A 23,636-nucleotide genomic window follows, 5' to 3' on the forward strand; every position below is an offset into this window, starting at 1 on the left:
CGGGCAGACGAACGCGTTGTTCAGCTTTGTCCGTGCGAAGCCGTGATGCGCGCGAGTAGTTCCGCCGCCTCGGTCCGCTCGGCGAGGCTCATCTCCTCCATGATCGGCAGCGCCACCCGGAGCTCGGCGATCGCGCTCTCGTGCCGGTCCTGGGCGACCAGGACCCGGGCCAGCTGGTGCCGGGAGTACGCCTGCCCGCGTTCGTCGCCCATGGCCACCAGGACGCGCACCGCGCGGGCCGCCCACACCTCCGCCTGCGTCCAGTCCTCGCCCGCGGCGTGCAGCCGGGAGAGCAACATCGCGGTGTAGCCCCTCGTGAGCTGCCGGTTGGAGCCTTCGACCAACGCCAGGACGGTCTCCGCCTCCGCACGGGCTCGTTGCGGATCACCGTGTCGCAACGCGCTGGTGGCCAGGGCGAAGCGGACGTTCGCTTCGCTGATCTTGCGGCTGGCGTCGTTGAAAGCGCTCCTCTCGACGGTCGCGAGCGCGCTCTCGAAATGGACGACGGCCTTGCCGTAATCGCCCAGCATGCTCGCGGTCGATCCGCACACGCGCAGGCAGTACGCCAGCACCCGCTCGTTCGACGCGGCCCGAGCGGCGTCGGCCGCGCGCTGCGCGATTTTCTCGGCCGTGGCGTAGTCGCCCTGGCCGTAGTGGCAGAGGGCCAGGTTCGCCAGGCACCGGGCGTGATCGGAGGTGAAGGGCGATTTCTCCAACGCTGGAAGGCATTTCGTGTAGTCGGCGATCAGCTGCCCGGGATCGCCGCCGATCATGACCGTGTTGATCCTGGCCGCCTCTGCGGTCAGGGCCGCGTTCTCGTCACCGTGCTCCCGCGCCGCGTCCCGCAGGGCCGCGTAGAGCTCGGCCACGCGCCGCCAGTTCCCGTCGTTCTCCTCGGTGGGGGCGACGCGGTCGAGCAACACCTCGGCGTCGGCGGAGAACCCCGCCCGCGCCGCGCGCACCGCGAGGCCGGTCAGGTTGTGCCGCTCGGAGCGGAACCACGTCTGGGCGTCCGCGGTGACGCGCTCGACCTCGTCCGCGGGGAGCCCGATCGCCTCGCGCAGCCCCGGATGGACGGAGATGTCGGTGATGATCACGATCATCCCGGCGTTGGCCCGCTCGCTGAACACCAGGTACCCGTCGACGAGGCGGCGCAGGGCTGCGTGGCGCTCCGCGGGGTCCTCGGCGGCCAGCTCCCCGGCGTAGAGGGCCAGCAGGCTGTGCAGCTGGTAGCGCGGTTCACCGGCCTCGTCGACCCCGACCGGCGTGAGCATCCCCCGGTCGACCAGCGCGGCGACGACCCGGTCGCCGTCGCCGTGCGCGGCCAGCAGGCCGACCGCCCACGAGGCGAACGTGTGCTCGCCGAGCAGGCTCAACCCGCGGAACGCGCGCTGCAACCACTCCGGCATCGAGGCGTAGCCGAGCGCGAAGCTCGACCGGACCTGCTGGTCCGACGAGGCGAACTGGTCGAGCCGCCTGCGGGCGTCGCGCAGCCGCGGCACGACCGCCCCGATCCGCCGGGCGGGCAACGCGTTCGTTCTGGCGGCGATCACCCGTAGCGCCAACGGATGCCCGCCGCAGTGGTCGACGATCTCGTGGACGGCGTCCTCCTCATCGCGCACGCGGTCCGAGCCGATCATGCGCACCAGGAGGTCGAAACCCTCGGCGTGGCTGAGCTCGTCGACCCGGAAGTTGGTGACCCGCCCGGACAACGACCGCAGCGCCTGCTTCGCGGTCACCACGAACGCGCACCGCCCGGAACCGGTGATCACCGCGTCGACCTGCCCGGCGTCGGTGGCGTCGTCGAGCACCACCAGCACGCGCCTGCCCTCCAAGCGGGCGCGGTACACCGACTCGCGCACCCTCGGCGCGCTGGGAATCGACTTCACCGCGACCCCCGTGGCGAAGAGGACGTCCCCCATCACGGCGAACGCCTGCCGCGACGCCTCCGCGGTGGCCCCGGGCCGCAGCCAGTGCTGCCCGTCCGGGAAACGGTCGCGGAGCAGGTGCGCCAGGCGCAGCGCGAGGGAGCTCTTGCCGATCCCGGACAGGCCGTGGATCACCGCGACCCTCGGCCCGCCCGGCGCTTCGTCCTCGGCGGTGAGCCAGGACGCGATCTCGTCGAGCTCCTTCTCCCGGCCCACCAGGTCCGTCACATCCGGCGGCAGCGCGCACGCGCTCACCCACGGAGCCGTCACCGCGTGCTCGGCCAGGCTCTCCGCCAGCTCCCGCGCGCTGGTCTCCGGGACCTCCTCCGCCTCACCCCCGCCGAGGATGAGCCGGTGGACCTTGCGCAACGCGGGACCGGGGTCGATGCCCAGCGTCTCGGCCAGGTGGCGCTGGACCGTCTGATAGGCATCCAGCGCCTCGGCCTGCCTGCCGGTGCCCTGCAGTGCCAGCATCAGTGAGCGCCACAGGCCCTCGCGGAGCGGGTGGCGCCGCACCAGGGTCTGCAGTTCCCCGATGAGGAAGGCGTGCCGGTGCAGGGCGAGCTCGCCCTCGATCCGCTTCTCCAGCGCGGTCAGGTAGTCCTCTTCGAGCCCGTCGCCGACCTCGCGCCGCAACGAGGCCGAGCTGATCCCGGCCAGCGCGGGTCCGCGCCACAGCGCCAGCGCCTCCCCGAGTGTTCGCACGGCCTCCTCCGCCGCGACCCCCTCGGCACGGCGGGTCAGCTCGCGGAACCGGAGGTGGTCCACGGTGGACGGACGGACGTCGAGCAGGTAACCCCCGGCGAGGGTCCTGATCGCCTCGCGCCCGCCGGGGTAGGGCGCCAGGATCTCGCGCAGCCGCCCGATGTAGCTCTGCATGCGGGCCGGCCAGCCCTCGCTGTGCGGATCGTCGTCGAGCCAGTGCGCGAACCGGTCGGCGGTGACGATCGTCCCCGGTGCCAGCAGGAGCGCGGCGAGCACGATCCGGAGCTTGCCCGTGGGGACGGTGATCCGGCGCTCGCCGCAGCGGACGTCCAGCGGGCCCAGCAGCCCGAACTCGAACTCCGCGTCCATCTGCGATGCCCCGCTTCCCGCGCCCACACGGAGCCTACTGGTCCGCGCGGAAACACTTGATCATGAGGCGGCTCGGCGCGGGTTCCTGCGAGTGCACCGACACGCGCGCGGGCCCGATGACCCCCTCCTCAACCGCCCAGGTGCGCAGTCCCACCGCGAGGGCAGCCGCGGAAATGACCGCGAGAAGGGACGCGACCGCAATTCGAATGGAGGGCATGAACATATGTTGTCCGAGCGGCGGCGGCTCGCGAAGGAAAACGCGTCCGAGCTCCGCAAAGGATTCTGATGCGTTCGTCTGTGGCCTTTTGCCGTAGTCGAACACTTTTTTCACGCGCACCGAACAGTGGATTTCGTTGTGAAAAATGCAAGAATCGCCGAGCCGGTCGCACCACCAGGACCATCACGGTGAGGGTCGAATGTCCAGTCACGATTTCCGCGAGTGGCCAGCCCCGGACCACGCGCACCGCCCGGACCAGCTCTGCTCGTGCAGCCTGGAATTCCTGAAGCGGGCTCCCGCGCTGGAGCACTCGGCGGCGGAGCGGCACGCGCTCCGGATCTACGCCCGCCTGCACACCGAACTGCTCGGCCGCGGCTGGTCCAAGCTCGGCGAGGAGGTGCCCGACCCGCTCACCGAGCTCTCCGAACCGGGCGTGCTCTGGGCCCACCCCGCCCTGCCCGCCTGGGCCGAGCTCGACGACACCGGCCTGCTGCAACCCCAGCTGCCCAGCTGCGCCCTGCATTCCGACCACGCCGACGACCTGGTGGTCGAGCTGACCTTCGCGGGCAACTGGGACGGCTGCGACCAGCACCGGGCGCTCTCGCTGCGGATGTCCGCGGAGTTCGAGCCGCGCTGGCTGCGCGTGGTGCTCGACGAGGTCGAGGCGACGGCGCGGTCCGCCGACGTCTCGGCACTGCAGACCTGCGCCACGACCGGGGCGTGCCGCGTCGCCGCCGCGGCCAGGGCCAGGGAACTCACCGCCTGGTCGCGGTGGATCACCGCGACACCCGAGGACGACCCGGACCCGGGACACCCCGCGCCGTAGCACAGCGCCTCCCATTCATATGCCACCTCACATATGGGAGTCCCCGTCGCTCGAACAGTCACCGTGCATGACATTCCGTGCCAGGATCGCCCGCACCAAGAAGAGGAATTCCCACTTATCAGAAGATTCCTCATGAATGCGCTGCGGAACGACGAAAGGCGGCCTGACACAATGTCGCGGCAGAACCACATATCGGTGCCGGTGGACAGCGCATGCGCGACCTGATCACCGTGCACGACCAGGCGTCACCGGCGAGTCCGGACACCGCCGCCCTGCTGGACGGGGCCACCGCGCTCGGCTCGGCGGTGGTGCGGCCCGGCCGGCTCCCCGCGAAGGACGTGCTGTCCGTGCACGACGGCACCGTGCTCGCCGCGCTGGGTGCCGCGACCGACGCGGCACACCGCTCCGCGGCGCTCGCCGTCACCGCCGCGCAGCTCGTCGGCTTCGAGTCCCGCGTCGCCTACGCGCCGTGCCACGCTCCCGGCAACCGCACGAGCCGGACGAAGCTCGGCGATCCCCGCAGCCTGAACAACGCCGCGCTCGCCGCGGACGCGCTGAGCAAGCGCGGCCCGGTCGCGGTCATCGACATCGACCTCCACCACGGGCACGGCACCCAGGACATCTTCCGCGACCGCCGCACCGTTTTCGTCGGTTCCGTGCACGGCGAGCCGACGACGGGCACCACCGCGCGCACGGTGGCGCTGGGCGAGGCGGCCGGTGATCGCGAGTACCTCGCCGCGCTGACCGAGATCGTCCGGCAGGCCAGCCGGTTCCGGCCGAGCGCGGTCGTGGTCTCGCTCGGCCTGGACACCGCGGCCACCGATCTCACCGGGCGGGTCCGCGTCACCCGCAGCGGCCTCGCCGCCGCGGGCGGGCTCATCGCCGCGCTCGGCTGCCCGACCGCGGTCATCCAGGAGTGCGCGGGCGCCGGGAACGCGTCACCGCACCAGCTGGGAGCGTTCCTGACGGGACTGCTCGTCGGCTGAGCCGCGCGAGCGTTGCTAAGGTCAACGGCCGACGTCCGGGACGAGCGGATCCGGACAACGGATCGGGGTTGCTCACGCGTGACGGAGTGCTGCGAGATCGGACTCCTGGGCCCGGTGGAAGCGTGGTGCCAGGGCCGGCAGCTGCGCATCCCGGCGGGCAAGGCGCGAACGCTGCTCGCGGCACTGCTGCTGCGGCCGCGGCGCGTGGTCACCGCCGCTCACCTCGCGGAGTACCTCGACGACTCCCCCGACGCGCCCGGCTGGTCATCCCGCCTGCACACCTGCGTCAACCGGCTCCGCAAGGCCCTCGCGGACTGCCCGACCGGGGCCGTGCTGATCCAGACCACCCCCGGCGGCTACCTGGCCGACCTCTCCCCCGACTCGGTGGACCTCGGCCGGTTCCACGCCATGGCCCGGGGCGCCGAGCTCCGTCGCGCCGAGGGCGACCTCACCGGGGCCGTGGAGCTGCTGCGGGGCGCGCTCGCGCTGTGGCGCGGCCCGGCCCTGGTCGACGTGGACTCCACCGTGCTGCGCCGCGAGGTCGCGGACACGCTGGACGAGGAGCGCCTGCGCGCCGTCGAGCTGCGGATCGACCTGGAGCTCGCCCTCGGCAGGCACGCGGGCCTCGTCGGTGAGCTCCAGACCATGGTCCGGCGGTATCCACTGCGCGAGGAGCTGTGGCGCTACCTGATGACCGCGCTGCTGCACGGCGGGCGCCAGGCCGAGGCGCTGGAGGCGTACCGCACAATCCGCACCCTGCTGGCCGAGAACATCGGCGTCGAGCCCGGGCAGGCGCTGCGCGACACTCACCAGGCCGTCCTCCGGGGCGCCGGTTCCCCGCCCCAGGCCACGCCCGCGCAGTGCGGCGACGACCGCGCATGGGAGCCCCCGTGGGTGACGGTGTCGTCCTTGCCCCCGGAGGTCGTCGACTTCGTCGGGCGGTCGCACGTGGTCCGCGACGTCGTCGGCTGGCTCACCGAGGACACGGCGGGGGCGAGCAGTCCCGCCGTGGTCGTGATCCACGGGTTGTCGGGCATGGGCAAGAGCGCCCTCGCGGCGCGCCTCGCCCACGCGCTCCGCCCACGTTTCCCCGATGGCCAGCACTGGATCCGGATGCGGCACGGCACTGACGCCGCGGCGCAGGCCCACGACCTCATGGGCGATCTCCTCCACCTGTCCGGTGTCGCGGCGGGCCGTGTCCCTGCGACGCCCGTTGCCCGGGAATCGCTCTACCGCAACCGGTTGAAGGGCAAGCGCGTCCTCGTGGTGCTCGACGACGCGACCGACTCGGCGCAGGTGAACCAGCTGCTCCCGGCGTCGGGCGACTGCGCGTTCATCATCACCGGGTACCACGCGCTGCGCTCCATCGGCGGGCGCGTCCGCCATGTCGGGCTCGCGGAGTTCGCGCTGTCCGAAGGCGTCGCGCTGCTGGAGCGGATCATCGGCCGGTCGCGGATCGCCGAGGAACCGGACGCCGCACAGGAGATCGTCGCGCGGTGCGGCGGACACCCGTTGGCGCTACGGGTGTTCGGCTCGCGCCTGGCCGCCCTGCCGCACCGTCGACTCACCGCGGTCCTGCCGCTGCTGCGCAACACCAAGGCGCGCCTTGACCAGCTGGCCACCACTGACCACCAGGTCCGATCCAGCCTCGCGCTCGGCTACTCGTCGATGCCCGCCGCGCTGCGCCGGACGTTCCGCCGCCTGAGCGTGTTCGGGGACCGTCCGTTCGCCTCGTGGGCCGCCGGTCTGCTCGGCGAGGACAGCGACGGCGACCGCGTCGTGGAGCAGCTGCTCGACCACGGCATGCTCGTCCCCGCCGGGACCGACGACACCGGCGAACCCCGGTACCACCTGCACACGCTGTTGTCCGTGTACGGGGAGGAGCTTCGGGAAGAGGACCCCGCGACCGAACAGCACGCGGCTCTGCGCCTGGTGCTGGACGGCTACACGCTGCTCAGCGAACGCGCCATGGCGGACATGGTCGTCCTGACCACCGACGACATCCCGAGTCCTCCGTGGCGGCATCCCGTCGCGATCCCCGAGGAGCTCGTCGAGCGGGTGGGCTCGGATGCCGAGGCGTGGTTCCGCGCCGAACGCGAGAACCTCCTGGACCTCTCCCGCCAAGCGGCCGCCGCCGGCTGCTTCGCCGAGGCGCAGCTGCTCCTCATCCGGGTCTCGTCGACGGAGTACGCCAACGGCAACTGGGAACGGCTCGCCCAGGCGCACGCGGCCATCCGCGACCTCGCGCGGCGCGCCGGGGACCGGGAGGCCGCGTTGCGGGCCGAGGCCCATCGGATCACCACCGCCACGGTGGGCGGTGACATGGTCTCCTGTGCCACCGCCTTCGAGGCGTGCGTCGAGGAGCTGGCGACGACCTCGCTGCACGCCCTACGCGCTCGTTGCCTTGCGGCACTGTCCTTCTGCTACCAGGAGCAGGGCAGGAGCCAGGACGCGTTCGCCGCGTCGAAGCTGTCGGTCGACCTGGCCGAGGAAGCGGGCGACCCGCGGGTGCTGGCCTTCTGCCTGCGCCTGTTCGCGACGAGGGTGGGCAAGCTCGGTGACCTCCCGCGCTCGTTGGCGCTGTTCGACAGGGCACTGGAGGTCATCGCGCGGTGTTCCTTCAACGAGGTCAGCGGGATCGTCTCCGAAGGCAGGCTCCGCCGCGGCCTCGGGCAGCTGCTGCTGGACGCCGGGGACCTCGTCCGGGCCAGGCACGAGGCCGGGCTCGCCGCCGAACTCCTGGGCCGCTGCGACGGGCAGTACGGCGGGAGCTACGCCGACCTGCTGCTGTCCCGGATCAACTTCGCCGAGGGACGGCTCACCGAGGCGGTGGACTGGGCGGTGCGCGCCAGGAAGACCTCCGCGCTCCTCGGTGACCGGCGCGGGCTGGCCGCCACGGGCTTCCACCTCGGCCAAGCCCTTGCGGCGCAAGGAGAACACCAGCGCGCACTGGACGAGCTGCGGGCCGCGCTACCGACCATGCTCGAGCTGAACCTGAACCCGCGCTCGCCGAAGAACCCGTTTCGTACTCTTACCGGGATTGTGGAGCGCTCTTTTTCCCGTTATGAGTACGAAACGGGAGATCTCTAGACCGCGCGCGCCGTGGATGAGGTCGACGGGCGGATGTGGCGCATGGGCACAGTTTACGTGGTGTGCGGTGCGGGTGGGAGGACCTGGGCTCGGGCGGCCCGCCGGTGCTCGCCCGGTGTGCGCCTGAAGAAGCGGCGGAAGGCCAGGTGGAACCCGACGGGCGACCGGTAACCGACGCGGTCGGCGACAACGGTCAGCGGTACCCGGGTGTCGGCGAGGAGCTGCGCGGCGACCTGCATCCTGCGCTCGGTCAGGTAGCGGATCGGCGTCTGGCCGACGAGTCGGTGGAACGTGGCCGCCAAGGCTGATCGCGACATGGCCGCTTCGCGGGCGAGCGTGTGCAGCGTCCAGGGTTCAGCGTAGCGCGCCTGGATCGCCAGCAACACGCGGCTGATCTGCGGGTGGTTCAGCGCCCGCAGCGCGGGAACCGTGTCGCTCAGGCGTTCCAGCGCGACGCGCAGCGAGAGCACGAACGCCAGCTCGTAGGCCCGCAGCGACACCAGCCTGCTGCCGGGCGCCTCCGGTCGCGCCCCCTCGGCCAGCCGGTGCAGCGTCCCCGCCAGCAGGGGTTCCCCGGCCAGCATCTCCGCGTCCAGCACCAGGATCTCGGGGAGGGCGCGGTAAAGCGGCGAGACCGCGGCCTCGTCGTAGTGGAGCCCGCCGCACAGGATCTCGGTCGTCGGCCCGGAGCCCTTGACCCGCACCCGCGTGGTCGTTCCCGCCGCCCGCACCGGGATCAGCACGTCGAGGGAGGTAGCGGAGCGCCCCGGCCGGTCCGCCAGGTCGTGCGCGGTGCCGTGCGGGAACACCGCCAGATCTCCTTGGCGCAACACCACCGATGCGCCGGGCGCTGTCACGGCTGCCTCGCCGGAGCGCACGTAGTGCAGGATCGCGTTCTGCTCCTGGTTTCCGCGCATCCCCCACGGGGCCTGGGCCGTCCAGTGCGCCGCGAACACACCGCGCAGCCGCAGGGGCTCCAACAACTCGCCCAACAGGTCGCCTCGGGCGGCGGGCGCGTCTTGCACCGTGATGTCCATGGACGATCCATAAGAGTTTGCGGACTTCCGTCAAACGACAGTACTGCCCGGGGACGGCAGGCTCACCGGCATGAGCGAAACACATCTTGTGATCGGCGCGGGTGGCCAGCAGGGGGCCGCGATCGCGCGACGGCTGCTCGACGGCGGGCACCGGGTCCGGGGACTGCGCCGCGGCCTGTCCACCCCTGACGCGTCACCGGTCGACATGGAATGGGTACACGGTGATCTCGCCGATGCCGACGCGGTGTTCGAGGCATTTGATGGTGTCTCCCAGGCATTCCTGACGATCCCACTGAACTTCGACGAGTCCATTGTGGACGGATACGTCGCCAACATCGTCACCGCAGCGCAGAAAGCCGGGTTGCGGCGCCTGGTGTTCAACACTGGCAACCGGAGGATTCCGCACCGCACGGGCGTTCCGGCGTTCGACGTCAAGAGCCGCGCCGAGCAGGTGCTGCTCGATTCCGGCGTCCCCACCGTGGTGTTGCGCCCGCCGATCTTCCTGGACAACCTGGCCGCCCCGTGGGCCAGGAGCGCGCTCGCCGGTGGCGTCCTCCCCTATCCGATCCCGGCCGGTCACCGCGTCGCGTGGCTGAGCCACGACGACCTGGCCGCCCTGCTCGTCGCCGCCGCGAGCCGGGACGACCTGGTGGGCTCCACGATCGACGTGGGCGGCCGAGACGTGGTGACCGGCCCGGAGCTGGCGGCCGCCTTCAGCCAGGCCCTCGGCCACGACATCGGCTACGTGCCCGTCGACGCCGACGACTTCGAGAAGGGACTGGCCCAGGAGTTCGACGGGGCGACCGCAGCCGGGATCGCCGGCCTGTACCGGCACATCGCCGCTCCCCAGCACGCCGACCTGTACGCGAGCGACCCCAGCGCGGTCGAGGCGGCCTTCGGTGTTCCCCTGACGCCGCTGAGCACCTGGATCACCGCCCAGGACTGGCGCGCGCCGTGATCGCGGTGTTCGTCCCCGCCCTTCCGCGGGGACGAACACCGATTGCCAATGCGCCCGCTTCCACGAAGAATTCGGTGCTGGACAAGGCGAATTCCACGGAAGCGGGGCGATGGCCGAGACGGTGCCGGTACTGGGAGCGGTGGCCGTCGCGGGCGGTGTCGCGTTCGCCGTGTCCGTGCTGCTGACCCCCTATTTGATCAAGCTCTTCGCGCGGAGGGGCTTCGGGCAGGAGATCCGCGCGGAGGGACCCGCGAGCCACCAGGTGAAGCGGGGCACCCCGACCATGGGCGGGGTGGCCGTCCTGGTCGCGCTGCACGCGGGGTACTTCGCCGCCCACCTCACCGGCGTCGTCCCGTTCTCGGTGTCGGGTCTGCTGGTGCTGGCGTTGACCTCGTGCCTGGGACTGGTCGGCCTCCTCGACGACGCGATCAAGATCCGTCGGCGGCGCAACCTCGGCCTGACCAAGACCGCCAAGCTGGTCGGTCAGTCCGTGGCGGCCATCGGTTTCGGGGTGCTGGCGCTGCGCTTCCCGGACGCCCGGTCCGTGACCCCGGCGGGCGATGGGCTGTCGTTCCTGCGCGACGCGGCCGTTCCGATCAGCTTCGGCGCCATCGGGTTCGTCGTCTTCTGCTTCGTACTGGTCTCCGCGTGGTCGAACGCGGTCAACCTGACCGATGGCCAGGACGGCCTGGCCAGCGGCGTCGCGGCCATGGTCCTGGGCAGCTACGTGGTGATCACGCTGTGGCAGGGCCTGCACGACTGCTTCCCCGACGCGGCCGCGGGTTGCTACACCGTGCGCGATCCCCACGACCTGGCCCTGGTCGTCGCCGCCGGGATGGCCGCCTGCGTCGGGTTCCTGTGGTGGAACGCCGCACCGGCGAAGATCTTCATGGGCGACACCGGTTCGCTGGCGCTCGGCGGGTTGCTGGCCGGGGTGTCCATGACGACGCGCACCGAGCTCCTCATGGTCATCATCGGCGGCGTGTTCGTGGTCGAGGCGCTGTCGGTCGGCATCCAGGTCCTGGTGTTCCGCACGAGGCGCAGGCGGGTGTTCCGGATGGCCCCGTTCCACCACCACTTCGAGCTCGGCGGCTGGGCCGAGACCACGGTCATCATCCGGCTGTGGCTGCTGGCCGCGGTGTGCTGCCTGGTCGGCATCGGCCTGTTCTACGCGGACTGGGCGGCCGCCACCGCCAACCCCATGTTCGAGCCACCGTGACGGCCGCCTCAGGGCCGCGCGGCGAGGACCAGCGGCTGAGTGTGAGGCCACGAAACCGAGCGGCGGCAATGGTTTCCCGCACCGTCCACACCAGACGCGGACTGCACAGACGAGGACGACGCCCGGACCGTGATCTCGGGAAGTGCCGCGAATCGGTGTCGCGTGCGAGGCCAGCCACTGCTCGAACGGTTCCTGGAATATCCATTCAGACTCCGCACTTCGCGGTGGCGGCTGGGCCGGACTCCGTCCTCGACGTAGTCCACCAGCGGGCCGTCGCCGACTTCCCGCAGGATCGATGGCCACCAGACGATGCGGGAATCCGTCCAGTGACGGGTGACCAGGTTTCGGACAGGTTCCGGCAACCGGCTCAACCGCCCCGTGGCCTCCCGCCCACGGACGAGCGCTCTGCGCTCCTCCAGCGGCAGCTGGGCGAATTCCGTTTCCTGCAGCCAAATCCAGCTGCCGCCGTACATGTGGAAGGTGTCGCGGACCTCCGCGCTGGACCGCGATCGACGGCCCGGCACCGCTTCGGTGGCCCGGAACGGCTGGAGCCGTGGTGCGAACCAGTCCCGCCAACGCTGGAACAGGTCGGCCGCGACCTCCACCCCCAATACGTTCACGATGTCAGGCCGAGGGCCGCCAGGCGGGATCGCGGCCGATGAACGCCATCAGCCGATCCTGCGCGGGCGCGTCGTGCGCGACGGGCACGGCGGAACCGAACTGCCCGCTGTCGCGCAGCATCTGCTCCACGGAAGCCATGCCCGCCAACGCGTCCGCGCAGCGCTGCTCACCCAGGTCGGGCTCGCGACCGAGCGCCTTGGCCAGGTCCCACCGGTGCATCCAGACATCGGCGGTGTAGAACTGGTCGATCGCCTCGTCCACGGGCCTGTCGCCGGTGTGCGGGTTGCTCAGCACCCGCCCGGCGGGGTCGTCGAGGATGGCCTGGATGTCGGCGACGTGCCGCTTCCACGCGGCGACCGGGTCGGCCTCGACGTCGAGCGCGGGGAGCTGCACACCGGCCCCCTTGAGGAAACCGCGGGACCAGTCGACCAGGTGCTTCACGACGTCCAGGGCGGTCCACTCGGCGACCGGGCTGGGCCGTCCCCAGTCACCGGACGAGGCGGACTCGACCAGCTCGGTGAACCGGGCCGCGTCAAGCGCGTGCTGCTGCGCCGGGCTCTTCGGCGTGCTGTCGGGCTCCTCCGCGAGCAGCTCGTCGAGCTTGTCATAGCCCACGTTGACGCCGATGTCCATGCCGCTGGACAGCATGCCGTCCCGGGTCTCGAAGTCCGCCACCACGCTGACCACCCGCAGCCGCGTGCGGCCGCCCTCGATCGCCTCAAGGGTCAGCGTCTCCAGCGCGACTCCGTCGGGCTCGCCCTCGTAGGTGAAGGTCCACACGATCCGCTCGTTCTCCCGCACCTCGTGGAAGCAGCCGTGGAAGGAGGCGATCTCCTCGCCGTCGCGGTCGTTGGCGAAGGCCCACTCGCCGCCGGTGCGGGCGTCCCACGTGGTGATCCGGGTGGTGACCGAGCGCGGCCCGACCCACCGCGCGTAGAGCTCGGGGTCGACGTGGGCGCGGAACACCCGCGCGGGAGCGGCGTCGAACTCACGGACGATCTCGATCGTCGGGACCTTCGCGTCCGCCGCGATCTCGGTCTCGTGCCTGATCACGCTCATGGTGCATCCCGTCCTTATTCAACCCAGCGGTTGAATACCAACGTAGGACGGGAGCCGATCGTTGTCAACCCAACGGTTGCGAAAGCCCCGCGTACCGCCGCCGGGGCCGGGTCTCGTCGTCGTGGCCGACCTGCCCGAGACCGGTGCCCGAGGCGCTCATCGTGCCCAGGCCGATCATGGCGTAGACGGCGGGCCGCCTCCGGCGCAGCACCAGGCCCCAGCCCACTCCGAGGACGGCGATACCGAGGTAGAAGGCCGGAATCCCCCATCGCAGCGGGGAATCGCCGTCCACCTCGAGCAGACTGTCCAATGTGGACAACACGAGCACCAGCGCGAGCAGGCAACCGAGGCAGGCGAGGACCGGGACGACGACACCCGGCCGCGCGCGCCGCCGGGAAGGGACGCGGGCGAAGAACACGACGACGGCGATCGCCGTGGTGGCGATGAGCAGCAGGACGCCGATGCTGCCCGTGGTGCTCCAGATGAAGAACAGGTCGCGCACCGGGTCTCCACCGGCAACGGCGTAACCACCGATCACCAGGCCCGAGACGGCGCTCTGCGCGAGAGAACCGTTGCGGGGCGAGTTGGTGCGCTGGGACGTCCGCCCCAGGAACGCGGGCAGGAGGCGTTCGCGGCCGAGGGAGAAGGCGTAGCGGGCCGCGGTGTTGTGGAAGGCGATCAGCGCCGCCAGCACTCCGGTGATGTAGAGCAGCCTGCCGACCTCGGCGGCCCAGCCGCCCAGGTTCGCCGCCGCGAGGTCGAACATCAGGTTCGTGCCCTGACCGCGCGCCACGTCGGCGATCCGGTCCGGCCCGACCGCCACGCTCATCGACCAGGAGCCCAGCACATAGAGCAGCACCAGCACGCCCAGCGACAGGAAGGTGGCGATGGGGACCGTCCGCCGCGCCGACCGGGTCTCCTCACCGAAGACCGCGGTGGTCTCGAAGCCGACGAACCCCAGGATCGCGATGGCGAACAGCGTTCCGGCTCCGGGCGCGAAGAGGCTTTCCACGGCGAGACCGTCCGCGAAGGCGGTGCCCCGGGCGGGGTTGGCCAGGTTCGCGGCGCTGTACACCACGATCACCAGGCACTCGGCGATCAGCAGCAGGGCGAGCACCTTGCCGTTGAGGTCGATGTACTGCAAGCCGAGGCAGGCGACGACGACCCACCCGGCCAGCGAGTAGACCCACCACGCCAGGTCGAGGCCGAACCACGCGCGGAACACCGGCTGGGCCGCGTCACCGAGGGCGCCGAAGAACCCGATCTGCAGTGCGCCGTAGGCCACGACGGAGATCCAGCCGACCGCGACACCGAGGGGCCTGCCGAGGCCCTTGCTGACGTAGGCGTTGAACGCGCCCGCGTTGGGCACGCGGGAGGCCATGGCCACGTACCCCACGCTGAACAGGCCGAGCACGGTGCCCATGAGCACGAACGCCAGCGGGATCCCGAGTTGCCGGGCGTTGGCGTAGGCGGGGCTCACCGCGCCGACCAGGATCGTCAGCGGGGCACCCATGGCGAGGGCGAAGTAGGCCACCGCGGGGATGCCCAGCCGGTTCTCGGCGAGCACGCTCGCGACCTTCGTGGACGTGCTGTGCGCCCGGACAAGGGGCATCGATGACTCCGCGGGAGAAACGTGGCGTGAGGGGACAGCGCAGCGCGGAGAGTAGCGCAACCATCTAAGATCAAATCTAACTAGAGAACTCTGCGGTCGAACAGGTGCCACAGGTGATCCACGTGGCTACTCCCCTTGCTGGACAAGGAACAAGCACATAGGCGCCACCAGGAGTCCACTGTGGACCGAACGGTCGCGAATGCCCGGCGCCGGCGGGATCACGCGGTGCGCGACAGCGCAGTCGAACGCCGCGCGAACCAGACCACCCCCGGCCAAAACACGTAGGACAATTCCTACGCTTGACACGTAGGGAAATTCCTACCTATCGTGGCGGCCACGACCATCACGCACAGCCGCGGAAGGAGAACTGATCGTCGTGGTCACCGCGGGCACTGACGAGGACCGGGTCTTCGGCGCACTGGCCAACGCGACGCGCCGCGAGGTGCTCAGGCTCCTCCGCGAGCGGGGTCCGCAGCCGGTACAGGCGCTCGCGGACCACTTCGCGATGCGCAGGCCGAGCCTGTCGGAACACCTGAAAGTGCTGCGGGAGGCCGGTTTGGTCGCCGAGCAGCGACAAGGACGACAACGCATCTACTGCCTGCTGGCCACGCCGCTGGAACAGGTGCAGGACTGGCTGCACCCGTACGAGCGGTTCTGGCGCGACAGGCTCAAGGGGCTCGGCGACGTGCTGGACTCCATGCCGGAAGGTGAGACATGAGCACCACAGAAGACCTGACCGTGATCCACGTCGACCAGTTCTTCCCGCACCCGCCCGCGAAGGTGTGGCGGGCGCTGACCGAACCCGAGCTGGTCTCGCAGTGGATGATGCCCTGCGACTTCCGCCTGGAGGTCGGCCACCGCTACACGATGACCTCGGTGCCGCGGCCCAACGCCAACTACTCGGGCACCACCGTCGCCGAGGTCCTGTCCTTCGACACCGGGCGCACGCTCAGCGTGCGCTGGCAGGACGAGGACCCCGCCAGCGACGTCGACTGGACCATCACCTGGACCCTGGAGGCAGAAGGCCGCGGCACCCGGCTGTTCCTCCGCCACGAGGGCTTCGACCCCGACGACCCGGCCCAGATGATGTCGCGGCGGATCATGGGTGAGGGCTGGCGCTCCCAGGTGCCCGAGCGCCTCGCGGCCGCACTCGCGGGCATGCCCGCCTAGCGCTCGACGGCGTCCAGGAAGGCGGGGTCGGCACCGCGGGCGAGCAGGTGCTCGACGCTGGCCGCCCGGCCGTTCCTGGAGGCCAGGCGCAACGGCTGCCGGTCCCACGGGTCCACGGCGTCGATCGGTGTCCCCGCGTCGAGGAGCTGGTCGATGACGTCCAGGCGTTGGTGATCGGCTGCCATCACCAGCGCCCGGACGCGATCCTGCTCCGGTGTGTCGCCGCGCAGCCAGCCGGTGACATCACCGGCCGCGGCGGCCTCGGCGATGCTCAGGACCCGGGCGCCCGCCGCGATCAGCACGTCGACGACCTCGGTCATCCCGAACACCGCCGCGTGCCGCAGCGCCGTCCCACCGGGAACACCACCCGCGTCGGCGGTCGCGGTGGCGTCGAGAGCGGCCCCGGCCTCGATCAGCTCCCGCGCGACAGCGGCGTCGCCGTAGCTGGCCGCGGTGATCAACGGGGTCTCCGAGTCGCCGGGCTCGCCGTCCACCGGCGCCCCCGCGCGCAGCAGCGCCCGGACCATCGCGCCGGTGCCGGGCACGTCCCGCCACACACCCCGCCCGGTGTCGTAGCGCAGCATCGCCACGTAGCTCAGCGGAGTCGGCCCCAGCGGGTGATCGCACCAGTGCCTCATCTCGGCGGTGGCCGCTCCGGGGTTCTCGGCGAGCAGCGCGGCGAGCCGGTCGAGGTCCCGGTCGGTGAGGATCTCGCGCCGCTCGACCTCGGCCTTGAGCTCGGCCCAGTTCGTGAACCCGTACGCGCCCGCGACGGCCAGCTGTGCCGCTGAGAGGGTCAGCTCGCTCGACACCGCGCGAATCCGGGCCGCCGCAAGGTGATCGCCGTTCTTCGCGGCGCGCAGCAGATCCTTCGCTTGACGGCGCAACTGGGCCAGATCGGGGCGCGAGGGAAGTTTCAGCACGACGTCTCCTTCACCCACCGGCGGTCCGCGGCCAGGGCAGAAGAGGTCGTCACGAACAACGGTCAGCGCAACGCCGGAGGTGGACTCTGTCCTTTCCGCGGACCGGGAGGCGCCCTCCAAGCGCCACGCGCAGCGTAGTTCACGCGTGGCTGTGCGCGCGAGGGCCGGGACGCCGTTGTGCGGGAACGACCGGTGTCCCCGGCCCCGGCGCACGTTCGTGCAGCGGTGTGCGGGCCAGGCGCAGCGCCGCCGCGAACGCCAGCGCGGTCACGGCGCACAGCACGAGGGCGATCGCGTCGGTACCGGCTCGCGCGGTGAACGCCAGCTCTCCGTGGTGCCCCAACACAAATCCCGCATGCAAGGCCCAGCACACCACCGCTGTCGCCGCCGTGGCACGCACTGTCGACATCATCGCGACGGTGTCGACAACCGCGACCATCGCGAGCAACGACAGCACCGGCTGGCCCGTCGCGCCGCTGGCCACCAGGAGCGCGGTCGCTCCCACGCCCGCGACCACACCAGCCGGGAACGCGAACGCCCCGGGCAGAACCGGTGCTGGGATACGCATGCGCCCAGTGCACGCCGCCACCGCGACCCGGCACAGCGCCCTTGCGAGTTCAGAACGTCCGACCCCGCAATCTTGACGCGCCCTTGAGACCGGCCTCAGCGTGGCGACCGCTGTCCCTAGCGTCGTCCCAGAAAGCCCCACCCGGCCCCCACCTCCTCCCCTGAGGTCGCCGAAGAACCCGTTTCGTACTCTTGTCGGGATTTTGGAGCGCTCTTTTTCCCGTTATGAGTACGAAACGGGGTTCTCTAGACGGCGCCCGCGGGGGATGGGGTGGACGGGCGCGTGTGGGGCATGGGACAGAGTTTACTTGGTGCGCGGAGTGCTTGGAGGACTTGCGACGGGGGTTGGGGATACCCGGCGACTCGTCATCGGGGTTGGAGCGCGGTGATGGCGGCGTTGAGCGGAGGCAGGTCACCGGCGTGCGCGGGGAGGTGACGCCAGACGATCACTCCGTCGGCCACCGCGAACGTCGCCGCGGTCTGCCACCGGCTCCCGCTGGCTCGGCGGTTGTGGATGCCCTCTGCGGCCAGCACGCGGAGCGACGCCATCGACTCCCGGCCCCCGAAGTGTGCGCGGTCGCCGACACCCACACCCCAGGCGCCGTAGTGCGCGCGGTCCGGGTCAGCCACCAGGCGCACCACCCCGGCCCCGCCGAACGCGGCACACCAGGCACGCGTCGGCTCGTGCGGGCTGTGCGTGACCGCGATGAACGCGGTCGACGGATGGAGTTCGCCGAGCCGGGCCAGCTCTCGCAAGGTTTTCTCCGCGAACGGACAGCCGACGTGGCGCAGGAAGGCGACGATGGCGCGCTCGCCGTCGAGCATCGGCAACGGCGGAGCGACTCCGCCCACCACCGGCGCCTCCGCCGTGTCGACGGCCCTGGGCTTGGTGAAACTCCGCGGTGACGTGATCAGGTCCCTCGCGATGCGCCCGAATGCTTTCATGCCGCCCAGTGGACCACGGTCGGCGAACGTCTACAACGGACGGTCACCGTGCGAGCAAATGCCGTTGACGGCGGCGAGCGGCATCGGCCAGGATCACTCACGTCGGTCTTACCGGCAACTGGGGTCGCTAGCTCAATTGGTAGAGCAGTCGACAGAAGTAGCGCGTTCGCTCTCCGCATCCGCGGTCATGGGGGCGCTTCCTTCTCTCGTCGTTAATCGACAGGTTCGGGGTTCGAGTCCCCGGCGGCCCGCGACCTCGGCCGACCCCTGCTCGTCGCAAGCGACTTCACCGGGTCGGCCGCCATGATGTTGGGGGACCGAGTCCCCCAGACCCCCTGCGGTGCGGGCTTCCACCGCCCCAGCGGAGGAGGGCACCGACAGGCATCCGTCCATTGTGGAGGGTCACGGCCGCGCGAAGGGGGAACTCCGTGCTCGACAAGCTGCTCATCCAGAGGACGCTGCGCGTACCGGCGAGCACGGGAGCGACGGGCGACGGCACGGCGGTCGCCCGGCAGCTGGACGTGGCGCTGCTGGACGTCGGGTTCTCCGCGTCGCGGGCGCTGCTGGAGCACGTCGGCGGGCTGGCGACCGGACCGGCGCTGGACCTCGCGTCCACCGTCGTGTCCGCCGTGCGCGAGCTGGTCGGCGACCACGTCCAGCACAACGCCTACTTCATCGGCTTCCCGGACGGCGTCCCCGACACGGTCGAGTTCTGGCTGGAGCGGGTGCACGCGGCCGTGCTCGCCGGAGGCGGCGAGGCCGCGAGCGTGGACCTCGCCCGGCTCAACCTGCTCGACCTGCCGGGTTACGGCACCTACCAGCACACCTACGCCGATTTCCTGGCCGCGCACGACGACCTGATCGCCTCGGCCGGGGACCGGGTCACCGTGCTGCGCCTCGGGGACACCGCCGAGGCGGAGGCGACGCGGCTCTACCTCGCCCTGGCCGGTGGCTCGACGCCGCTCGGCGAGGCGGACCTGGCGGTCCTCACCGACCTCGCGATCCTCTGCGCGGACGGCCCTCAGCCCGACCGGATTCCCGTGCGGGAGAACCGCGCCGTGCTCAACGGGATCCGGCTGGTGCTCGACCGGCCCCTGGTCGCCGTGGACACCACGACCGACGTGCTGCGCCTGGCCTGCCAGGTCTCCGGCGGGGACGCCTCGCTCGCGTCGGCGACCCGGTTCCGTGCCTTCCGGCGCAGGGAACGGCGAATCCTGCTGGCCGCGCTGAACGACGTCGTCGGCGCGAACCCGGCCAAGCTCGGCGATGTCGCGCGCCACGCCGAACCATGGAAGCGGCTCGGCGAGCGGCTGCACCCGCACGAGTACGCCCAGTGGCCGCACGCGCGGGAGGTGTTCGCGGTCGCGCGGCGGGAGCGCAAGGTGCACGGCCTCGCGGGCCGCGCCGAGACGGCGATCCGCGGCGGGAACGTCGGCGCGGCGGCGTCCGTGCTCTCAGCCGCGCCGGGACTGCTGCTGCGGTCCGCGGACCGGCTGCTGCGGCAGGCATCCGCCGGTGATCGGGACGCCGTGGTGGACGCGGTCACGGGTGCGCTCGGCGACGCGTCGGGCCGCGTGCTCTGCTCACTGCGCGAGCACTTCGACAACCGGCTGGCGCCCGCGTCCGCCCGGATGTATGCGGGCCGATCGCGGCGCGCGTGGATCGGGCGGGACGAGCGCCCTCCGCTGCCGAGCGAGCTGGTGGCCGAGCTGTCGGCACGGCTGGACGCGGAGATCGCCGGTCGGCTGGCGGAGTTCGAGCACCCGCTGCTGGTGGACCCGGCCGTGCTCGGCGTCGCGCTCCCGTTGTCCGGCAAGGCGGCCGAGGGCGGGTTCGCGGTGCTGCCGAGGGGTTCGCGCACGTCGATCTCCGGCGAGCTGCTGCGCTTCTTCATGTACTGGCGGCAGACGCGGCGCCGGACCGACTACGACCTGTCGGTGCTGCTGCTCGACGAGCGGTTCCACGCGGCGGGCCAGGTGTCGTGGACGAACTACCGCCACGGCGGCATCGTGCACTCCGGTGACATCACCAACGCGAAGACCGGCGCGACCGAGTTCATCGACGTGCCCCTCGCGACCAAGGGCCACTACGTGGTGCCCCAGGTCTACGTGTACGCGGGCGAGTCGTTCGACGAGGTCGCCGAGTCGATGTTCGGGTACCAGACCCGCGATCCCGGCCAGCGGGGCGCGCCGTTCGACGCGCGGACCGTGCGGTCGCGTTCGCAGCTGCGCGGCCAGGGCCGGGTGGCGCTGCCGATGGTGTTCGCCAAGCAGGAGGACGGTTGGCAGGCGGTGTGGCTGCACCTGTACCTGCGGGGCTGGCCGGCGTTCAACCGGGTGGAGGACAACAGGGTCACCACGGCCGCCCAGGTGCGGGCGGTGGTGGAACGGCGCTACCTGACCATGTCCTACCTGGTCGACCTGTGGCGCGGGCGAACCGAGGTGCGGCTCTGGGACGGCCGCGTGCCGGACGAGCCCGTGACGTTCATCGGCGTCGAGGCGCCGGACCTGCCGGACGGTTCGGAGGTCTACACCCTGGACCGCCTCGGTGAGCTCATCCCGGAGTGATCCGGGCGCGCAAGCGGCCGAGTTCGGCGCGCGCCGTGGTCAGGCCCGGACGGTCGCGCGCGGCGCGGAGGTCGGCCAGCCGGGCCAGCTGGCCGATCACCACCTCCAGTGGTGGACCGCTCGCGGTGACCGTGTCGAGCCTGTCCGGGGGAACGTCCCGGGCGGGCTCGACCAGGAACGGCAGCACGAGCCGGTGGTGGTGGAACGCGTAGGCGGCCGCGTGCGCCGTGCAGACCTCGAAGAACTGCTCGGCGTTGGCGCGCAGGTGCGGCGAATCCCCCGACGCGACAAGGAATGCCTCCAGCAGGGACTCGGCGGCGGCACAGGCCCGGAGCCTGGCTTGGTCCTCGGGCGGCACGTACGGGTACTTCTCCGTCAGGATGCCTTGGTAGAAGGGGTCCGCCGCTGAGCACAGGCCGAGCAGCAGGTCGATCTCGTTGATGGCGGCGAAATCCCCGGCGTTGGCGCCGCGGTACTCCGTGCCGCCGACCAGGTGCGACTTGAAGTAGGGCCGGACGTTGAGGAAGAACCGCCGCGCGTCAAGGGAATCGGCGAGTTCCCGGTTGAACCGCAGTACGTCACCGAGTGCCGCGCGCGCGTTCTCCAGCAGGTGCGCGGTCAGCGGACTGGCCACGCCCATCGCCGGGATCGCACGCAGTGCCTCCGCGGCGCGACCATAGGCCAGCACCGCTAGTCCATTGTGGACGATAAAGCGCTTTTCGTCCGCCAGCGCGGTAAAAGCCGGAAGACCGTCCTGAATGGACTGATTGTGCACGGACAGGTGGGCGAAGACGAACCGCGGGGCGACCCCGAGCGAGGCGCCCAACCTGGTCGCCAAGGACCACGCCGGGGCGAGGAGATCGCGGCTGCTCGGCCCGTCGACCTCGTGCCGTCGGCAGGCAGCCAGGTAGATGCCGACCGCGCCCAGCAACCGGTACCGGGCTCCGGTCGTCTCGGGCAGGGCGCCGGACTCCGTGATCGGCGCGATGCGGGCGGCTCCCCCGGCGAGGACCTCCCGGGCAAGGCGGTCCAGCTCTCCTCGCCCGCGCACGATCTCCTGCCCTTCGCCGAAGTACGCCTGCTCCAGCTCGGTGTTGAGCCGGAGGAAATCCGCGCGGAGCCACCGGTCGAAGGCGACGACGTGGTGTGCGGTCATGGCTCCACGCTGCCCCGAGCGCGGATGCGGTCACCAGGACCACATAGCGTCCGGAGAAGTGGGCCACCGCAACCTCAGTCGCGGAAACCTTCGGCCTGGGTGGCTTCGTCGGCCACTCGCACGCCGTAGTGGTAGGCGAGCTTGCCGCCGAGGTGGCCTGCCACGGCCAGCACGACCAGGCTGGCCGCCGAGAGCAGCAACGGGCCGAGCGCGACCGGGCCGTTCACGTCCCCGCCGGACTGGCGCCACAGGAAGTTCCCGACATAGGCGAAGGTCACCGTCAGGTTCAGTCCCATGTGGACCAGAGCGGTCTGGAACGCCCGCGTCCGGCGCGGGATGGCGAACAGGTCCAGCAGACCGACCAGCGCCGCCGCCAGCGCGCCGACCACGCCGATGCCGATCAGCCAGAGCGAGCCCCTTGTCAGGAAGCCGGGGTCGTCGACCAGCCGGGATGCCACGTCGAAGACGAATCCCGCCACCCAGGCCCCGATGGGCACCGTGACCAGGATCGGGTGGAAAGGATGCCCGTACGGCCCGGCCAGCACCGCGTTCACGGGACGTTTGGCTTGGGTCATCGTCGACCTCCAGATGCGCCGTCACAGGTGGAATGCCCGCGACGCGGCAGACCATGCTCCACCGGCTCACCCGACAGCCGTCTCCAGTGCGCGGATCAAGCGCCGAAGCCAGTCCTGCGGGCGTTGCGCGCGACGTGGGCGGCGTGCCCCTTGACCAGTGCGCGCACGGCCGACACCTCGGACGGGAAAGTCCTTCACCGCGGCCAGCTGTACTGACCACGCGCCGTGACCTCGACGATCGCCGGGACGACGGTGTCCCAGGTCGAGGGCGGGGGCACCTCGTGCCCGACGCCGTGCAGCGCCACCAGCCTCGCGCCGGGGATCGCCGCGGCCAGTGCCTCGCCGTGCGGGAAGGGGAACAGCGGGTCGGCCGTTCCGTGGATCACCAGCGCGGGCACCGAGACCTCGCCGAGCCGGTGCTCCGGCTCGGGTTCGCCCCCGCTCCCGACGAGCCAGTGGTTGCCGCTGGAGGCGATGCGGACGGAGCGGTCGACGACCCGCCCGGCGAGCTCGCGCAGCTCCGCCTCGGTGGCACCGGCCGGCCCGGAGTACGGCAGCCAGTCCGCGACCAGGTAGTCGATCACCGCGGCCCGGTCCGCCCAGTCCGGCGCCCCGGGAGCGGCGTCGAACCCGGCCTTGAGCTCGGGCGTCATCGGCGGCAGGTCAGGCCCGCCGGGCGCGTGGAAGGTGGTCGACATCGCGGTGAGCGAGGCGACCCGGTCCGGATGGCGCACCGCGAGCTCCTGCGCGACGCAGCCGCCCATGGACAGCCCGGCCAGGTGCGCGCGGGCCACCCCCAGCGCGTCGAGCAGGCCGAGCGCGTCCTCGGTCAGGGCGTCACCGGTGTACGACGGACGACCGGGCTCCTCGCTGGTCGAGCGACCCGTGTCGCGGTGGTCGTAGCGGATGACCAGCCGCCCGGCGCCGGAGAGCCGCGCGCAGAACTCCTCCGCCCACCAGTCCATCGACGAGGTGGCCCCGCCGATCAGCAGGATCGCCGGATCGACCGGATCGCCGAAGGTCTCGGCGCAGAGCTCGATCCCGTTGACACGTAACATTTTCTCGTTTCCCACGGCACCCTCCCAAAAGGACGTCCGGGCTGCCCC

General features: G+C 71.4%; 20 protein-coding genes, 1 tRNA gene and 1 pseudogene. 9 read left to right on the forward strand and 13 right to left on the reverse strand.

The annotated features are described in order from the left end of the window. Positions 1–20: 20 nt before the first annotated feature. Complete coding sequence (locus NLX83_RS37915) at positions 21–3,002, reverse strand: AfsR/SARP family transcriptional regulator (protein WP_254240113.1); 2,982 nt, start codon at positions 3,000–3,002, stop codon at positions 21–23. A gap of 34 nt (positions 3,003–3,036) precedes the next feature. Next, the gene (locus tag NLX83_RS37920) at positions 3,037–3,219 is read right to left on the reverse strand and encodes a hypothetical protein (protein ID WP_254240114.1); all 183 of its coding nucleotides are present in this window, start codon (positions 3,217–3,219) and stop codon (positions 3,037–3,039) included. 199 nt (positions 3,220–3,418) lie between these two features. Here NLX83_RS37920 and NLX83_RS37925 point away from each other — a divergent pair, with 199 nt between their 5' ends. The 3 genes from NLX83_RS37925 (at position 3,419) to NLX83_RS37935 (ending at position 8,121) form a co-directional block, all read left to right on the forward strand. Then, complete coding sequence (locus tag NLX83_RS37925) at positions 3,419–4,045, forward strand: hypothetical protein (RefSeq protein WP_254240115.1); 627 nt, start codon at positions 3,419–3,421, stop codon at positions 4,043–4,045. 212 nt (positions 4,046–4,257) lie between these two features. Continuing rightward, a complete protein-coding gene (locus tag NLX83_RS37930; RefSeq protein WP_254240116.1) occupies positions 4,258–5,031 on the forward strand; it encodes a hypothetical protein in 774 nt (257 codons plus the stop codon). Positions 5,032–5,109: 78 nt separating this feature from the next. Next, positions 5,110–8,121, forward strand: coding sequence for an AfsR/SARP family transcriptional regulator (locus NLX83_RS37935; RefSeq protein WP_254240117.1), 3,012 nt, complete (start codon positions 5,110–5,112; stop codon positions 8,119–8,121). Positions 8,122–8,174: 53 nt separating this feature from the next. Here NLX83_RS37935 and NLX83_RS37940 read toward each other — a convergent pair whose 3' ends face one another. Next, positions 8,175–9,158: an AraC family transcriptional regulator gene (locus NLX83_RS37940; protein WP_254240118.1), complete on the reverse strand. Its 984-nt coding sequence runs from the start codon at positions 9,156–9,158 to the stop codon at positions 8,175–8,177. A 70-nt stretch (positions 9,159–9,228) separates the two neighbouring features. Here NLX83_RS37940 and NLX83_RS37945 point away from each other — a divergent pair, with 70 nt between their 5' ends. Beyond that, positions 9,229–10,116: an SDR family oxidoreductase gene (locus tag NLX83_RS37945; RefSeq protein ID WP_254240119.1), complete on the forward strand. Its 888-nt coding sequence runs from the start codon at positions 9,229–9,231 to the stop codon at positions 10,114–10,116. 130 nt (positions 10,117–10,246) lie between these two features. After that, on the forward strand, positions 10,247–11,335 hold the full coding sequence (mraY, locus tag NLX83_RS37950; protein ID WP_374118862.1) for a phospho-N-acetylmuramoyl-pentapeptide-transferase: 1,089 nt from the start codon (positions 10,247–10,249) through the stop codon (positions 11,333–11,335). 8 nt (positions 11,336–11,343) lie between these two features. Here mraY and NLX83_RS37955 read toward each other — a convergent pair whose 3' ends face one another. From NLX83_RS37955 to NLX83_RS37970, 4 genes and pseudogenes are all read right to left on the reverse strand, one after another. Next, positions 11,344–11,955, reverse strand: coding sequence for a hypothetical protein (locus NLX83_RS37955; protein ID WP_254240121.1), 612 nt, complete (start codon positions 11,953–11,955; stop codon positions 11,344–11,346). 4 nt (positions 11,956–11,959) lie between these two features. Then, complete coding sequence (locus NLX83_RS37960; protein WP_254240143.1) at positions 11,960–12,547, reverse strand: TIGR03086 family metal-binding protein; 588 nt, start codon at positions 12,545–12,547, stop codon at positions 11,960–11,962. Next, positions 12,536–13,015 (reverse strand): annotated as a pseudogene (locus NLX83_RS37965) (SRPBCC family protein); the annotation flags it as partial. The pseudogene NLX83_RS37965 and the gene NLX83_RS37960, both read right to left, overlap by 12 nt. 64 nt (positions 13,016–13,079) lie before the next feature. After that, complete coding sequence (locus NLX83_RS37970) at positions 13,080–14,627, reverse strand: APC family permease (RefSeq protein ID WP_254240122.1); 1,548 nt, start codon at positions 14,625–14,627, stop codon at positions 13,080–13,082. Positions 14,628–15,003: 376 nt separating this feature from the next. Between NLX83_RS37970 and NLX83_RS37975 the strand changes: the two genes are divergently transcribed. Together NLX83_RS37975 and NLX83_RS37980 are read left to right on the forward strand one after the other, a co-directional pair. After that, on the forward strand, positions 15,004–15,345 hold the full coding sequence (locus NLX83_RS37975; RefSeq protein WP_254240123.1) for a metalloregulator ArsR/SmtB family transcription factor: 342 nt from the start codon (positions 15,004–15,006) through the stop codon (positions 15,343–15,345). Then, on the forward strand, positions 15,342–15,797 hold the full coding sequence (locus NLX83_RS37980; protein ID WP_254240124.1) for an SRPBCC family protein: 456 nt from the start codon (positions 15,342–15,344) through the stop codon (positions 15,795–15,797). Before NLX83_RS37975 ends, NLX83_RS37980 begins: the two co-directional genes overlap by 4 nt. On the opposite strand, the gene NLX83_RS37985 is transcribed toward NLX83_RS37980, so the two are convergent. The 3 genes from NLX83_RS37985 to NLX83_RS37995 form a co-directional block, all read right to left on the reverse strand. Then, entirely contained in the window at positions 15,794–16,720 is a 927-nt protein-coding gene (locus tag NLX83_RS37985) for an ankyrin repeat domain-containing protein (protein ID WP_254240125.1), read from the reverse strand. The genes NLX83_RS37980 and NLX83_RS37985 overlap by 4 nt on opposite strands. Positions 16,721–16,859: 139 nt before the next feature. Then, the gene (locus tag NLX83_RS37990) at positions 16,860–17,288 is read right to left on the reverse strand and encodes a hypothetical protein (protein ID WP_254240126.1); all 429 of its coding nucleotides are present in this window, start codon (positions 17,286–17,288) and stop codon (positions 16,860–16,862) included. Between the two features lie 365 nt (positions 17,289–17,653). After that, positions 17,654–18,232: an AhpC/TSA family protein gene (locus tag NLX83_RS37995; protein WP_254240127.1), complete on the reverse strand. Its 579-nt coding sequence runs from the start codon at positions 18,230–18,232 to the stop codon at positions 17,654–17,656. A 121-nt stretch (positions 18,233–18,353) separates the two neighbouring features. On the opposite strand from NLX83_RS37995, the gene NLX83_RS38000 reads away from it, so the two are divergent. Beyond that, positions 18,354–18,483 (forward strand) — tRNA-OTHER (locus tag NLX83_RS38000). A 177-nt stretch (positions 18,484–18,660) separates the two neighbouring features. Further along, positions 18,661–20,799 carry a hypothetical protein gene (locus tag NLX83_RS38005; protein ID WP_254240128.1) on the forward strand — a complete coding sequence of 713 codons (2,139 nt, stop codon included), beginning with the start codon at positions 18,661–18,663 and terminating at the stop codon, positions 20,797–20,799. On the opposite strand, the gene NLX83_RS38010 is transcribed toward NLX83_RS38005, so the two are convergent. The 3 genes from NLX83_RS38010 to NLX83_RS38020 all read right to left on the reverse strand — a co-directional run bounded on the left by NLX83_RS38010 (position 20,786) and on the right by NLX83_RS38020 (position 23,603). Beyond that, a complete protein-coding gene (locus tag NLX83_RS38010) occupies positions 20,786–21,955 on the reverse strand; it encodes a monodechloroaminopyrrolnitrin synthase PrnB family protein (RefSeq protein WP_254240129.1) in 1,170 nt (389 codons plus the stop codon). The genes NLX83_RS38005 and NLX83_RS38010 overlap by 14 nt on opposite strands. Positions 21,956–22,029: 74 nt before the next feature. Then, complete coding sequence (locus NLX83_RS38015; protein WP_254240130.1) at positions 22,030–22,530, reverse strand: DUF2231 domain-containing protein; 501 nt, start codon at positions 22,528–22,530, stop codon at positions 22,030–22,032. A gap of 194 nt (positions 22,531–22,724) precedes the next feature. Then, positions 22,725–23,603, reverse strand: coding sequence for an alpha/beta fold hydrolase (locus NLX83_RS38020; RefSeq protein WP_254240131.1), 879 nt, complete (start codon positions 23,601–23,603; stop codon positions 22,725–22,727). Between the last annotated feature and the right edge of the window lie 33 nt (positions 23,604–23,636).

Origin of the sequence: Allokutzneria sp. A3M-2-11 16 (genome assembly GCF_024213555.1) — a bacterium.
In the GTDB taxonomy this organism is placed as follows: domain Bacteria; phylum Actinomycetota; class Actinomycetes; order Mycobacteriales; family Pseudonocardiaceae; genus Allokutzneria.